The sequence below is a fragment of the Nesterenkonia pannonica genome (assembly GCF_019575955.1).
GTDB lineage: Bacteria > Actinomycetota > Actinomycetes > Actinomycetales > Micrococcaceae > Nesterenkonia > Nesterenkonia pannonica.
The window spans coordinates 1,116,666-1,131,473 of the sequence record NZ_CP080575.1 but is presented as its reverse complement, the minus strand read 5'-3'; the positions used below and the strand labels follow the sequence as shown (position 1 = coordinate 1,131,473).

Sequence of the window (14,808 nt, the reverse complement as noted above, 5' to 3'; positions counted from 1 at the left end):
ATCTCCTGGTTCAGAGCCTACGCGCCACATATTGTGTCGGCCACCGCAAGGTTCAACTACATCTTGTGCCCTGGTCAGACCTCGAGGCAGGCGGGGCCCAGCAGGACCTTCAGATCGCCGTAGAGCGCGGGCGAGGGATCAACCTTGTACTCCTCACCCAGGCGCATGATCTCCACACGATCTCCGGTGAGCAGCCGCACGTGGACGTCCGATGTCCCTCGGTGAGCCTTAAGCACATCGCCGAGCTCCGTAACGGTCTTCTCCGTAGCCTTCTGCACCGGAAGCGCAAGCACCAGCGGACCAGAGCCGCCGTCGTCGGTGATCTCGGGGACTGTCACGTCCTGGGCCTTGACCACCACGCCCCCGTCCTCACGGCGGTCCACCTGCCCCTTCACGGCCACGATGAGGTCCTCAGCCAGAACCATCGAGACCGCCTGATAGGTCTTGCCGAAGAACATCACCTCGATCGAGGCGCCCATGTCTTCGATCTCGGCCCGGGCATAGGGGTTGCCGGACTTCGCCACCTTGCGCTGCAGACCCGTGATCATGCCGCATATGACGACCGTCGCGCCATCAGCAGGGCCATCTTCGCTCACCACTGAGGCCACGGACCTGTCGGCGTAGTGGGAGAGGGTTCGCTCCAAGCCTTGGAGCGGGTGGTCCGAGACGTAGAGGCCTAGCATCTCGCGCTCGAAGCCCAGCTTGTCCTTCTTATCCCACTCCGGCAGGTCCGGCACCGGCACCGCATCGAAGCCGCTGAGCTCGTCATCGTCCGCGGCGAACGCGCCGAAGATGTCGGTCTCATACTGCTGCGAGTCCTTCTTCTGCTTCACCGCCTGGTCAATGGCCTGCTCGTGCACGGTGACCAAAGCTCGACGAGTATGGCCCAGCTCGTCGAAGGCACCGGCTTTGATCATGGATTCCACTGTGCGCTTGTTGCAGACCTGCATGGGGACCTTCTTGAAGAAGTCGCCCAGGCTCTCGAACGCTCCTGCTCCTGACGGGCGCTGACCATTCCCGCCACGACGTTCGTCCCGACGTTGCGGACCGCGCCCATGCCGAAGCGGATGGTGTCATCGCCCACCGGCGTGAACGTCAGCGCCGACTCGTTGATGCTCGGTGCGGTCACCGTGATGCCCATGCGTCGGCACTCTGCGAGATAGATCGCCAGCTTGTCACGGTTCTCACCGACGCTTGTCAGCAGGGCCGCCATGTACTCGGCCGGGTAGTTGGCCTTCATATATGCGGTCCAGTATGCGATGAGACCGTAGGCGGCCGAGTGGGCCTTGTTGAATGCGTAGTCGGAGAAGGGCAGAAGGATGTCCCACAGCGTCTGCGCTGCCTGCTCCGAGTAGCCGTTGGCCTTCATGCCCTCGAAGAAGCCGACCTGCTGCTTGTCGAGCTCCGACTTCTTCTTCTTGCCCATCGCGCGACGCAGAATGTCTGCCTGCCCCAGGCTGTACCCCGCCACCTTCTGAGCAATGGCCATGACCTGCTCCTGATAGATGATCAGACCGTAGGTCGTGTCGAGAATGTCGGAGAGCGACTCCTCGAGCTCCGGGTGGATCGGGGTGACGTCCTGGACCCCGTTCTTCCTCTTGGCGTAGTTCGTGTGGGAGTCGGCTCCCATCGGACCGGGCCGGTACAGCGCGATCGTCGCCGAAATGTCCTCGAAGTTGTCCGGCTTCATCGCCTTCAGCAGCGACTGCAGCCCTGACCCGTCCAGCTGAAAGACGCCCAGGGTCTTGCCGCTCGCCAGCAGCTCGTACGAGGCGGGATCGTCGACGCCGAGCATCTCGAGGTCAATGTCCTCCCCTCGGTTGAGCTTCACGTTCTCGAGGGCGTCCGAAAGGATGGTGAGGTTGCGCAGGCCCAGGAAGTCCATCTTGATGAGCCCGAGCGTCTCACAGGTGGGGTAGTCGAACTGGGTGATGATCGCACCATCCTGTTCACGCTTCATCAGCGGAATGATGTCGATCAGGGGTCCGAAGACATGATCACGCCAGCGGCGTGGACTCCCCACTGACGCTTCAGCCCCTCCAGGCCCGTCGCCAGGTCGAAGATCTCCCGATAGCGAGGGTCCCTGTTGATGGTCTCCCGCATCTCCTGCGCCTCTTTGTAGCGGGAGGATTTGTCGTTCTCGATGTCGCCCAGCGGCATCGGCTTGCCCTGCGCGTCCGGAGGCATGGCCTTGGTCAGCGTCTCGCCGGTCTGGAAGGGCTCGCCCATGACGCGGGCGGCGTCCTTCAGCGCCTGCTTGGACTTGATCGTGCCGTAGGTGACGATCATCGCCACCCGCTCGTCCCCATATTTGCGAATGACGTAGTCGATGACTTCGGAGCGGCGGCGGTCGTCGAAGTCGACGTCGAAGTCCGGCATCGAGACGCGCTCGGGATTGAGGAAGCGCTCAAAGATGAGACCGTGCTGCAGCGGGTCCAGATCGGTGATCCGCATCGCGTAGGCCACCATGGAGCCTGCGCCGGAGCCTCGCCCGGGTCCGACTCGAATCCCGTTCTCCTTGGCCCACTTGATGAAGTCCGCCACCACCAGGAAGTAGCCGGGGAAGCCCATCTGAAGGATGACGCCGATCTCATACTCGGCCTGCTTCCGCACCGCGTCCGGGATTCCGGAGGGATAGCGATAGGCCAGCCCCCGCTCGACCTCTTTGACGAACCAGGACTCCTCCGATTCGCCCTCCGGCACCGGAAAGCGCGGCATGTATTCGCCGTTGGACTCGTGGAATTCGACCTGGCACCGCTCCGCGATGGCGAGGGTGTTGTCGCAGGCCTCCGGGAAGTCCCTGAAGAGCTCGCGCATCTGAGCGGGGACTTCAGGTAGAACTCATCCGAGTCGAACTTGAACCGCTTGGGGTCATCCAGGGTGTTGTTCGACTGCACGCACAGCAGCGCGCCGTGCGCCTTCGAGTCGTGCGCATGGGTGTAGTGGAGATCGTTGGTCGCCACCAGCGGCATGTTCATCTCTCGGGCCAGCTGGATGAGCTCCTTCTGCACACGGCGCTCGATCTCAATGCCGTGGTCCATGATTTCGCAGAAGAAGTTCTCCTTGCCGAAGATGTCCTGAATTCCCCGGCTGCGCGCTTCGCCTGCTCATACTGCCCTGACGCAGCCACGTCTGAATCTCTCCGGAGACGCACCCGGTGGTGGCGATGAGCCCCTTGCCGTAGGTCTGGAGAATCTCGCGGTCCATACGAGGCTTGTAGAAATAGCCCTCGATCGAAGCCAGGAGCTGGCACGGAACAGGTTGTGCATACCCGTGGTGCTCTCAGCCCACATCGTCATGTGGGTGTAGGCCCCGGCACCCGAAACGTCGTCCACCCTGTCGCCGAAGCGCACGCGCGAACGGTCCGTGCGGTGAGTTCCCGGCGTGAGATAGGCCTCGAGCCCGATGATGGGCCTTACGTCGTACTGCTGGGCAGTCTTCCAGAACTCATACGCCCCGAAGATGAATCCGTGGTCCGTGGTGGCGACCGCGTTCATCCCCAGGTTCTTGGTCTGCTCGAAGAGCTCTCCGATCTTCGCAGCACCGTCGAGCATCGAATACTCGGTGTGATTGTGCAGGTGGACAAAGTCCTTACTCACCAGCGCCTCCTCCTAGTCTCCAAGAATAGCCAGGGCCTCGGACAGGTCATTCGCGTACTCGCTGCGGAACTCCACATACTCGCCTGAGGCCGGGTGGGCGAATCCCAGCTCAACGGCATGAAGCCACTGGCGGGTGAGCCTGAGCTCGGCAGCCAAGGCCGGGTCTGCGCCGTAGGTGAGGTCACCGGCGCAGGGCCTGCCCATGGCGGAGAAGTGGACGCGGATCTGGTGCGTCCTCCCCGTCTCAAGTCGAACATCGACCAGGAGGCGCGGCCGAAGGCCTCAATCAGCTCGTAGTGCGTGCGGGCCGGGCGACCGCCCTCCACCACAGCGAACCGCCACTCGTGGCCGGGATGCCTTCCGATCGGCGCGTCGACGGTGCCCTGAGTGGGGTCGGGCAGCCCCTGGACCAGAGCGTGGTAGCGCTTATGCGGCGTACGATCCCGGAAAGCGTCCTTGAGCGCGCTGTAGGCACGTTCGGTCTTCGCCACCACCATCACCCCCGAGGTTCCGACATCGAGTCGGTGGACGATGCCGCGACGCTCCTGCGCGCCGGAAGTGGCGATCTCCACGCCCAGGGCGAGCAGCCCCGACCACCGTGGGGCCTCTCCACCCCGGAGATGGGTGGGCGGCCACTCCGGTCGGCTTGTCGACGACGACGATGTCGCCGTCCTCATGAAGCAGCTTCAGACCTTCCACAGCCTCCACCTTCAACAGATCTTCGGGAACAGGGCGATCGACGCGGATGAGCGCATCCACCGGCAGCCGATCCGACTTCTTCACGGCGGCACCGGCTGCCCGCGAGTGCTGGGCACCTGCCTGGCTGCGGTGCTGGCCCCAGAGGACCCGACCCTCGGAGATCCACTGCGCAGCCTCCGTCCTGGAGATCTCATGCAGCGCCGCGACCACCGCATCGGCTCGGGCTCCGCCCAGCTCTGCCGGGACATGCTGGAGCATCGGCTCCGACGCAGAGTCTGCACTCCACGCATCAGCTGCAGCCTCGTTGCCAGGCGCCGCCTCGCCGCTCATGACGCCGGAGTCTCATCCCTGTCGGAGGCCTCAGCCCTCTCCCGGCTTCCGTCGATCCCCCAGCCGAAGATCATCAGCGCGCAGAGACCGATGATCGAGCAGACGATGAAGCTGTCAGCTACGTTGAACACCGCAAAGTTCGGCACCCTGATGAAGTCGACGACTGCCCCGAGGCCGAATGTGTGCTCGCCCCGTCCCCGGGCGCCATGGGTCGGAAGAGCCGGTCCGTGAGGTTGCTTACCACTCCCGGCCAGGCCTCCCAGTGCCAGCGCCCACAGCCAGGAGCCGCCGAGACGACGGAACCACCACAGCGCAAGCACCAGGACGGTGGCCTGGATGAGCGTGAAGATCCATGTGTAGTCGGTGCCCATGGAGAAGGCGGCCCCGGGATTGAGGTGGTGCCTGAAGTAGAGAACAGGAGGCAGCACATCAATCTGCTCACCAAGGGCCAGGGTCTGCTCGACCCAGAGCTTGGAGGCCTGGTCAAGGGCAAAGCGAGGGCCGCGATACCTCCTGCAAGGAGGATCGCGGCCCGTCTGCTCGGTCTGCGCCTCTGGGGCGCTGTGGAGATCTCGGACATCTCCACCAGTCTACGCGTCCGTCAGTTGGAGGCTTCCTTCTCGATGGAGCCCTTTGAGTTGAGGTCATTGAGCTGACTCTCGATGTAGTCCTGAGACGTGCGCGGTAGTCCCGCTCGAAGCCGGTGAGCTCGGTGACGCGGCTCTCCAGGTCAGATTTCTTCCGCTCCAACGCATTGAGCGTGCGTGTCGAGGTGAGCTCAGCCTCCTCGATCATGTTCTCAGCGCGCGTCTCAGCGTCAGTCAGGATCTCTGTGCGCCTGGTTTCGCCCTCGTTCACCAGCTCGTCCCGCTTCGACGTGCCCTCGCTGACCAGCTGCTCCTTGGTGCTCTCACCGTCGCTTATCAGCTCAGCCCGCTTGCTCTCGCCCTCGGCGATGTAGGCATCGCGGGTCTGCTCGCCCTCAGCGATGTAGGCGGCGCGTGTCTCCTCACCTTCGGAGACGTACTGATCGTGCAGCTTCTGCGCCATGGCGAGAACCCCGGCCGCAGAATTCGCCTGATCCTCGACGGGCGTCGAAGGGGCCTACCGCTCCTGAGCGGGGCGAGTGCCGAGCTCGTAGTCCGGGTAGGCCGTGACGCTGGGGTCTGCCTGAGGTCCCGACTCGTCCTGGGCGGGAAGGGTGCCCGTCATCTCGCTGTCGGTGCCTGCGTAGCCTGACAGGCCTGCATCGCTGAGGCTGTCCGGCTCGACGTGCCGCGGATCGTTGTCCAGCTGCTCCTGGAGGGACTCGTTCCTCGCCGCGAGGTCCTCATTCTCCTGGATCAGGCGGCGCCACTCGACGACAATTTCGTCAAGGAAGTCATCCACCTCGTCCTTGTCGTAGCCGGGACGGAATTTTGTCTCCGGGAACTCCTTGTTCAGGAGATCTTCGGGAGTGAGAGCCATTCTCAAGTCACCTCGTAATCAGTGGCTGGCAGAGCTTCGGAACGGGACATCAAAAGCACGTTGGACGAAAGAATACCCAGACCGGCGTCAGGCCCTCGACCCGAACCTTCAAGTCCGGGTTTCAAAGGTTGAAGCTCTGCCACGCGAAAACTGCCGGTCAGAGCGCCGACCGGCAGTTTTTTCACGCGAACGAGATCAGGATCCCCTGAAGGACGATCACCGCGAAGAACACGATGATGAAGGCCATGTCCAGGGCGATCCCTCCGAGCTGGAGAGGCGGGATCTTCGACCGCAGCCAGCGAATGGGCGGGTCGGTGACGGCGTACGTTCCGACGGCCAGCATGAGCCACGGGCCCTTGGGACGCCACTGTCGAGCAAACTGCTGCGACATATCGAAGATGATGCGCACAATCAGCGCCAATTGGTAGACGCCCAGCAGCAGCCACAGCGAAGCAAGTATCAGATCCATCGGAGGGAAGCCTACCGCCTTTGACCCTGGACCGAATCAGGACTGGTTGAAGAACTGGGCATCCGGCTCGGCCAGCGCTGCCTGCTCCTCGGCGAGAATCTCGACATTCTTCGAGTCAGCAGGAAGACTTTGTTCGTGACCCGTTCGATCGAACCGCCCAGGCCGAAGACGAGGCCCGCTGCGAAGTCCACCAGGCGCTTAGCCTCAGCCTCGCCCATCTCCGTGACGTTCATGATCACGGGAATGTCCTCGCGGAAGGACTCACCGATGACCTTCGCGTCGTTGTAGGAGCGGGGGTGAACAGTAGTGATCTTTCGCATGGGTTCGCTCTCGTCCCGGGAAGAGGGGGCACGCTTGATGGGGGTCACCGGCGCACGGTAGTCGGGGTCCACGGCCAGGTTGGTGGAGTTGTAGGAGCCGGTGTGGTGCTCCATCTGACCAGCGGGCTGGCGCTCCGAGAGCGAGACGACATTGTCGCGGGCGCTCTCGGCGGACACCGCCTCGCGACGGTGGGCCGCGCTGGGCGCTGGTGCGGCAGCGGCGGGCTGCCTGGTTTCTGCGGGACGCTCCGCGGCGGAGGACTGCTGCGAGCGAGGGGAACGGTCCTCGCTGCCGAAGCTGTCCTCAGCATAGTCGTCACCGTCGGCTAGGCCGAGGTAGATCATGGTCTTCTTGAAAGCACCAGCCATGGGGTTCTCCTGGGGAAGGTTGAGAGTGGCATCGGTCTTCAGACGAAGTGTCTTATTCACGTGTCGGTGAAGATGACCTTACCGGGGCTGGACGCTCTCCCAACACATCGCGGCCGATTCTCAGGTGTGTCGCCCCGCACTGGATCGCTTCTTCGAGGTCCTGGCTCATGCCTGCCGAAATGGCAGCGGCCGTCGGATGCTCCTCCTGGAGGCGCTGCGACAGCTCGGCCAGCCTCTCAAAGGCCTGCAGCGGGCTCTCCTCGAGCGGGGCCACAGCCATCAGTCCGCCCAGTTCCAGGCCCTCAGCCTCGGCGATGAGGCTCCGCGAGGCCCAGCACAGCATCGGGTGCGGTGCCGCCGCGGCCGTCGTCCGGCGCCGACCGGCGAAGATCGACCTGGATGAGGCATTGAAGGCTGCCTGTCCGCTCACCGCTCTCCAGCGCGGCCAGGACCCCTGCTCAGCGGTGCGACCAGCTTGCCGCGGTCGACCGAGTGGACTGCATGGGCATATCGGGCCACGGACTTGGCCTTGTTGGACTGCAGCTGGCCGATGAAGTGCCACCTGGGCGACTCATTCTCCAGCTGCTCAGCGACCTGCTTCGCCTTGGCGGCCGCCTCCTGGTCCTTGTTCTCGCCCAGCTGCGCTGCGCCCAGCCGAACGAGCCGCACTGCGTCCTCGGCCGGAAAGTATTTGGTCACCACGATGAGCTCGGGAGCGACGCTGCGTCCGGCTGAGGCGACCGCCGCATCGATGCGGCGGTTCACCGCGGCGAGGCCCTTCGAGAGCTCCTGGCTGCGGGGTCGCTCATGGCTTCCACACGACCCCGGCGAGCCTGCCCTCAGGGGCGCCCCAGCTCTGCGCGGCGCGGTGGGAGAAGAGTCGAGCCTCTTCGATGGTGCACCCTCCCACATCGTGCACATCGACTGACTGCTCCTCAAGGAGTGCGGCGCGTGCGCGCGCAGGTCCAGTGCGGGCGTCCCCCACCGTGTGAGGGAGGCAAGGCCCGGTCGGTGCGAGGCAAGATCGTTCACCATCTCCTGGGGCACCTCATAGCAGCTGCCGCAGGCACCCGGCCCGATCCACGCTCGTATGCTCTGCGCCCGGCGCTGGCGCATGGCGCGCACCGTGTTCTCCAGGACACCTGCCATCAGGCCGCTCCGACCGGCATGCGCCGCCGCTGTGACGGGGCCTCGTGGGCCGCCGCCCACCAGCAGCACAGGCAGGCAGTCGGCCACAGCCACAGCCAGCGAGACGCTGCCGTCTTCGCACACCCACGCGTCACCCGAGGGCGGACTGTCCGTCGGCTCCAGGGCGTCGTGCACGTCAGCAGAGTGGGTCTGATTCAGGAAGCGCAGAGAGCCTGTCACCCTCTCGAGGGCAACTCGGTTTCGACGGGCAGCGTCCGCCGAGCCGACGTGCGCAGCCAGATTGCTTACTTCGGCCGACGTGAAGCCGAGCTGAACGCCCTCGTGCTCCCCGCGCCAGTAGAACACTCTTCTACTTCAGGAAGTCGGGAACGTCGAGTTCGTCGTCGCTCTTTCCGGTGTAGTCGGACTCGAGAACCTCGGGAAGCTGCTCCTCCTCCGAGGACTTGTGTCCACGCTGCTGGGCTGCGTCGGGGCGCGGTGTAGGCGCTGTGTCCTGCGAGGCTGCCGACGCTGCGTAGCCGCCGGCTGTCGCACCCGCCACGGGCGCCACAGGCGAGCCGTACTGCGGGGACGAACGCTGAGAGGACTGGTGCACAGGCTGCGGCGCCGCAGGCTTGACGTCACGTCGGGCTGGTCGAAGCCTGCCGCGATGACGGTCACCCGCGCCTCGTCGCCGAGCGCATCGTCGATGACTGCGCCGAAGATGATGTTCGCCTCAGGGTGCGCGACCTCCTGGACCAGACGCGCGGCTTCGTTGATCTCGAACAGTCCGAGGTCGGACCCGCCCTGAATGGAGAGGAGCACACCGTGCGCACCATCGATGCTGGCCTCCAGCAGAGGGGATGCGATAGCGAGCTCCGCGGCCTTGACGGCACGGTCCTCGCCATTGGCCGATCCGATGCCCATGAGCGCTGATCCGGCTCCCTGCATCACTGACTTCACGTCGGCGAAGTCGAGGTTGATCAGACCGGGTGTGGTGATGAGATCGGTGATCCCCTGCACGCCGGAGAGAAGGACCTGGTCAGCTGATCGGAACGCGTCGAGAACGGAGACGTTCTTGTCGCTGATCGAGAGCAGCCGGTCGTTGGGAATGACGATGAGGGTGTCCACTTCGTCCCGGAGCGCTTCGATGCCGGTCTCGGCAGATGTGGCGCGGCGACGGCCCTCGAAGGTGAAGGGTCGGGTGACCACCCGATGGTCAGGGCGCCCAGGAACGAGCGATGCGAGCCACGACGGGGCTCCGCCGGTGCCCGTGCCGCCGCCTTCGCTTAAGCAGTGACGAAGACCATGTCCGCACCGCGGATCACCTCTTCGATCTCCTCAGCGTGATCCTCAGCGGCCTGACGGCCCACATCCGGGTTGGCTCCTGCGCCGAGGCCGCGGGTCAGCTCGCGCCCCACGTCCAGCTTGACGTCGGCGTCCGACATCAGCAGCGCCTGAGCGTCCGTATTGATGGCGATGAACTCCACGCCGCGCAGGCCCACCTCGATCATGCGGTTAACGGCGTTGACTCCACCGCCGCCGATGCCGACGACCTTGATCACGGCCAGGTAGTTGTTGGGTGCTGCCACGTTGTACGTCCTTAAATCTCTCGGAGCCCAGACTGACTGCCATTTTTCTTCTCTGCCAGGCTACGGGCAACCGCCACTTTGCACCCGGACATGAACCTTAGCGTGTCCTGGTCGCGGCTCAGCGAGTCACGGGGGTGCTCGGTGTGGAGATGTCTATCGTCTCAGCCTCGGTCAGAGCCTCGTCCTCGCTCATCAGCACCGCTTCGAGCACCTCTGCCTTGGCAGGCCCCTGATCGGCGCCGCCCCAGAGGATCGTGCGCCCGTCGGAAAGCTCCAGGGTCACAGAATCGATGGTCTCCGCCGATGCGGACTCGAGCTCCGCGCGGGCGCTTTCGGGAAGCTCTCCCAGGACCTGGACCACCGATTCGAAGACCCGCTCGTCCTGGAGCGCGGCCTGGGAGGAGATCTCCGGCACCGCGTAGCTGTCGTCGTCGAGAGCCTCGGGGTCGTCGGCCCCACGGATGACCTCACCGTGCTCGCTGTAGAGCTCCACTCCGTCGTCTCCGGTCACCTGTGCGACGGGCGGGTGCTCCGTGATCTCTACATGGAGCGTGTCGGGCAGCTCCGCCCGCGTCCGGACCTCGTCGACTGCATTCTCCTGGCTGAGCCGCTGGGCCACATCGTCGGCTCCGATCTGAGGCAGGGGCTTGCCGTGCAGGTCCGACAGAAGCTCTTCGACGCGGGCCTCTGAGACCAGGCCGGATCCTTCCAGCTCAACATGGCGCAGGGCCAGCAGCGGGGAGAACCAGACGACGGCCACGGCGATCCCGAGGAGTCCCAGGGCTAAGGCCAGGGCGGCCGCAGCGCGGCGCCGGTGCCGTCTCCGCCCTACGTTCTCGGGCTCGGGGAAGGTCAGAGGCGAATCATCGTGCTCCTGGAAGGTGTCCTCCGAGGAGGTGCCTCCTCAGGGACCATCGACGGCTCCGCCTTCTGCAGGCCGTGCCTGCCTGAGACCCTCGACGATGTCGTCTCCGAGCTCCGTGACGTCACCGGCGCCCAGCGTGAGGATGATGTCGCCTGGCTGCGCAGCCCTGACCGCCTGGTCGACAGCCGCCTGCCGCTGCAGCACGGGGTGTCCCAGGAGCTCCGCGGTGACTCCTCGATGGGCTCTTCGCGGGCCGGGTAGATCTCCAGCACGGCAGCGGTGTCCGCCCTGCGCAGCTCCTCGCCGAATTCCTTCGCAAAAGCCTCGGTACGGGTGAACAGGTGCGGCTGGAAGATCGCGTGGACCGCGCTTACTCCGACCGCGCTGCGGGCTGCCGAGAGGACCGCCGCCAGCTCCGTCGGATGGTGGGCGTAGTCGTCGATGACGCGTATCCCGGCGATCTCTCCGCGCTTCTCAAAGCGTCGGGAGCTGCTTACGAACGAGCTGACCGCCTCTGCGGCGTCGCTCAGCGCCATGCCCGCGCACAGGCCTGCGCCCACTGCCGCAGCAGCGTTGAGCGCGTTGTGCCTCCCTGGGGCGGCCAGCACCACCTGAGCGGTCTCATCGTGGCAGCTGAGGGTGAATCGCTGTCCGTCCGCTCCGTCGCTGTGGTCGCTCAGCCGAAGGCCGGCGATCGGCGGCGAACCCGTAGGTGAGCACGGAGCCGCCCTTCGACTCCAGTCCCCGGCGACCTTGCGTCCGAGGCTGCGGGCACCGTCGTCATCCGCGCAGAGCACCAGGGCGCCCCTGGAAGGATGTTCCCACGAACGTGACGAAGACCTGCTCGAACTCCTCGGCGCTTGCGTAGTGGTCCAGGTGATCGGGTTCGACGTTGGTGACGATGGCGATCTCGGGACAGTAGTTGACCAGCGTTCCGTCCGACTCGTCGGCCTCGGCGACGAACCACTGACCGGCCCCTGCCTGCGCGTTCGTCCCGAAGCCGGAGACGGTCGCTCCGATGGCGAAGCTGGGCTCCAGCCCGCTGCGCTGAGCATCACTGCGGTCATGGACGAGGTGGTCGTCTTGCCGTGAGTGCCCGCGACGGCGATGCCGCGTTTGGCGGACATGCACGCGGCCAGCCCTCTGAGCGGTGGAGCATGCGTTTGCCTGCAGCCGCTGCGGCGTCGTACTCGACGTTGCGGCTTACTTTGGCCACCGAGGACGCAACAACGGTGTCGATGGTGGTGCCGGTCTCCTCCTCCACCGAGCGGATGTTGTCCTCGGCGTAGCCCACACGAACGGGCACCCCGGCGTCGCGGAACTCCCTCAGCACGGGAGGTCCTGCCGTCGGTGCCGGAGACCGGCACACCCTCGGCGAGCATCAGACGAGCGATGGCGGATACCCCGACGCCTGCCATGCCCAGAAAGTGAACACGTCCCAGCTGGCTCAGCGAACTCATGCCGGGGCCTCGGCTCCGGCAGCTGAGAGCGCAGCCTGTGCCATCCGCTCGTCCGCGTCGGTGATGCCTCTGGCGGCCGCGTGCTCCCGCATCGTCAGAAGCAGACGCGGGTCAGATGAGCAGCGGCCGAATGTTGCGCATGATCCACGGCTGTGTGAAGTGTTCGTCCTTCACCAGAAGAGCACCCCTGCGTCGACGAGGCCGCGGGCGTTCAGCTCCTGCTCCCCGTTGCCGATGGGGAGCGGCACGAAGACTGCGGGCACTCCCACGGCGGCAGCCTCGCACACCGTCGCGGCTCCGGCGCGGGCGACCATCAGGTCGGCCGCTGCGTAGGCCCGGTGCATGCCTTCGAGATACTCGCGCTGGACGTATCCGTCCGCGCTCAGGGGCCTTCCGGCCTCGTCCGTCACCGCTTTGTCCCTGCCGGTGAGGTGAAGCACCTGCGCCCCGGTGTCCAGCAGCTGCGGCAGAGCGGGAGGCGATCGCCCTGTTGAGATTCAGAGCCCCGGAGGAGCCCCCGGTGACCACCATGGTGGTCCGCTCCGGATCGAGTCCCAGCTCTTCGCGAGCCTCAGCGCGAGCAGCCGCCGCCTGAGAGGAGTCCATGCGCCCCATCTCCGAGATCTCTCGGCTCATCGGCATGCCGACCCACTGGCTCGACCTCAGGGGCGTGTCCTCGAAGGCTGATCCGACGAAGTGCGCCCCGCGTGCGCCCACCCTGTTGGCCAAGCCCGGGCGGGCGTTCGCCTCGTGGATGACGACGGGGATGCCGAGCCGCCGCGCCGCCACGTAGACGGGGGTGCAGACGTATCCGCCCACACCGAGGACTGCTGCGGCGCTCTCCTCGGTCAGGATGCGCTTGACTCCTCCACGGCCCTGCGAAATCGCCCGGGGAACCGCAGCGCGTCGCGGCCGGGACGGCGGGGCATGGGCACCTTGTCGATGGTGCGCAGCGGGTACCCGGCTCGGGGCACCAGTCGAGTCTCCAGGCCGTCCGGGGTACCGATGATGGTGCAGCGGGACTCGGGGCCAGGCGTCCGAGTGCTTCCGCAATGGCGAGCATAGGGCTGATGTGCCCAGCGGTCCCGCCGCTTAAGCAAGCACGATCGAGGGATCACGCATGAGTGTCTCTGGCTCCTGTGGAATATGTCAGCGTTTCAGGTCTGGAGGTGCACGGGATCGAAAGCCGCCTCAGGCCCTCGGCGATGACAGTGTAGTGCCCTTAGCTTTTTGGCCCCTCGGCTTCTGCCTCGGGGCTTCATCGCCTCCAGGCGCTGCCGCCGGGCGAAGTTCAGCACGACGCCTATTCCCAGCATCGCCATCGTCAGCGCTGAGCCTCCGTAGGAGATGAAGGGCAGCGGCACCCCGACCACCGGGATCAGACCGGTGACCATGGAGATATTGACGAACGCCTGTCCGACGAGCCACGCGGCGATGCCGATGCACACCAGTCGCACGAAGTGGTCCTTGGAGGCTGAGGCGATTCTGAAGATTCCCACGACGAGGGTCATGAAGAGCCCCAGGACGAGCACTGTGCCCAGAAGGCCCAGCTCTTCACCGATGATCGTGAAGATGAAGTCGTTCTCCACCTCAGGAATGTACGCCCACTTCTGACGCGATTGGCCCAATCCGACCCCAGAAGCCGCCGGAGGCCAGAGCGTAGAAGCCCTGCTGGGTCTGGTGGCAGGGCTCTGTGGGGTGATCGCAGTTCATGCCCAGCCAGGCGTAGACGCGCATCATGCGGTAGGGAGTCATCCACATCAGGAGAGCGCCCGCTGCCGCTGCGAGTCCGGATGCGAAGAGGAAGTATCGCATCTTGACCCCGGCTGCGAAGAGCAGCGTGCCTACGATCATCGTGATCACGATGCTGGTGCCCAGGTCGCCGCCCGCCAGCACGAGCACCAGCACGGTGAGCGCGCCGGGCGCCACGAAGGGCATCATCCAGTGGGTGAACCGCTCGACGAGCCGTCCCTTTTGGCGAGCACAGAGGCGCCCCACAGAATCAGGGCCAGCTTGGCGACTTCTGAGGGCTGGCCTCGCACCGGCCCGATCTCCAGCCAGTTGGTGGAGCCTCCGGCCGTGGAGCCCAGCGGAGTGAAGGCAACCAGGCACAGCATCACGCCTGAGGCGATCATCATGACCCACCCGATGCCTCCGAGCCACCGCGTAGGCACCAGGGTCATCAGAAGCATGCCGATGACGCCCAGCCCTGCCCATGATGCCTGCCGCGTGAAGGTGGTGAAGGAGTTGCCGTCGGCGTCGACCGATGTGGAGGACAGGACCATGGTCAGCCCTATGGCGGCCAGCGCGACGGTGGCCCCCAGGACCAGCCAGTAGTTGGTATAGGGGTTCCCGCCTTCGAAGAACTGCCAGATGCCGCGGACCCGTTCGCGGCGGCGATTGTCTCTGTCCGCGCGCCATGCACGGCCGGCATGGAGCCGTCGGACACGTGGTCTTCGTCGTCCTCGACCACGGAGAGGCCGGGGCGTGCAGTGGTGCTCATCTCGGCC

6 protein-coding genes and 9 pseudogenes are annotated in these 14,808 nt (G+C 65.4%); all 15 read right to left on the bottom strand.

Annotated elements, in window-relative coordinates:
- Nucleotides 1–74: 74 nt before the first annotated feature.
- Nucleotides 75–3,554: pseudogene (dnaE, locus tag K0H76_RS08260) on the bottom strand (DNA polymerase III subunit alpha).
- 57 nt (nt 3,555–3,611) lie between these two features.
- Nucleotides 3,612–4,556, bottom strand: a pseudogene (locus tag K0H76_RS08255) (RluA family pseudouridine synthase).
- A 68-nt stretch (nt 4,557–4,624) separates the two neighbouring features.
- On the bottom strand, nt 4,625–5,062 hold the full coding sequence (locus tag K0H76_RS08250) for a signal peptidase II (protein WP_258935367.1): 438 nt from the start codon (nt 5,060–5,062) through the stop codon (nt 4,625–4,627).
- 49 nt (nt 5,063–5,111) lie between these two features.
- The gene (locus K0H76_RS08245; protein ID WP_258935093.1) at nt 5,112–5,678 is read right to left on the bottom strand and encodes a hypothetical protein; all 567 of its coding nucleotides are present in this window, start codon (nt 5,676–5,678) and stop codon (nt 5,112–5,114) included.
- A gap of 54 nt (nt 5,679–5,732) precedes the next feature.
- Nucleotides 5,733–6,095, bottom strand: coding sequence for a DivIVA domain-containing protein (locus tag K0H76_RS08240; RefSeq protein WP_258935092.1), 363 nt, complete (start codon nt 6,093–6,095; stop codon nt 5,733–5,735).
- Nucleotides 6,096–6,276: 181 nt separating this feature from the next.
- Complete coding sequence (locus K0H76_RS08235) at nt 6,277–6,564, bottom strand: YggT family protein (RefSeq protein ID WP_146339180.1); 288 nt, start codon at nt 6,562–6,564, stop codon at nt 6,277–6,279.
- A 36-nt stretch (nt 6,565–6,600) separates the two neighbouring features.
- Nucleotides 6,601–7,253 (bottom strand): annotated as a pseudogene (locus K0H76_RS08230) (cell division protein SepF).
- Nucleotides 7,254–7,305: 52 nt separating this feature from the next.
- A pseudogene (locus K0H76_RS08225) lies at nt 7,306–8,096 on the bottom strand (YggS family pyridoxal phosphate-dependent enzyme).
- A gap of 147 nt (nt 8,097–8,243) precedes the next feature.
- A pseudogene (locus K0H76_RS08220) lies at nt 8,244–8,747 on the bottom strand (polyphenol oxidase family protein); the annotation flags it as partial.
- Between the two features lie 4 nt (nt 8,748–8,751).
- Nucleotides 8,752–9,973, bottom strand: a pseudogene (gene ftsZ, locus K0H76_RS08215) (cell division protein FtsZ).
- 118 nt (nt 9,974–10,091) lie between these two features.
- Nucleotides 10,092–10,733 carry an FtsQ-type POTRA domain-containing protein gene (locus K0H76_RS08210; protein WP_258935091.1) on the bottom strand — a complete coding sequence of 214 codons (642 nt, stop codon included), beginning with the start codon at nt 10,731–10,733 and terminating at the stop codon, nt 10,092–10,094.
- 144 nt (nt 10,734–10,877) lie between these two features.
- Nucleotides 10,878–12,298 (bottom strand): annotated as a pseudogene (gene murC, locus K0H76_RS08205) (UDP-N-acetylmuramate--L-alanine ligase).
- Nucleotides 12,295–13,370: pseudogene (locus tag K0H76_RS08200) on the bottom strand (UDP-N-acetylglucosamine--N-acetylmuramyl-(pentapeptide) pyrophosphoryl-undecaprenol N-acetylglucosamine transferase). The pseudogenes murC and K0H76_RS08200 overlap by 4 nt, the downstream one beginning before the upstream one ends.
- A gap of 85 nt (nt 13,371–13,455) precedes the next feature.
- A pseudogene (locus K0H76_RS08195) lies at nt 13,456–14,583 on the bottom strand (putative lipid II flippase FtsW).
- Nucleotides 14,584–14,591: 8 nt separating this feature from the next.
- Nucleotides 14,592–14,801, bottom strand: coding sequence for a hypothetical protein (locus K0H76_RS08190; RefSeq protein ID WP_258935090.1), 210 nt, complete (start codon nt 14,799–14,801; stop codon nt 14,592–14,594).
- Nucleotides 14,802–14,808: the final 7 nt, after the last annotated feature.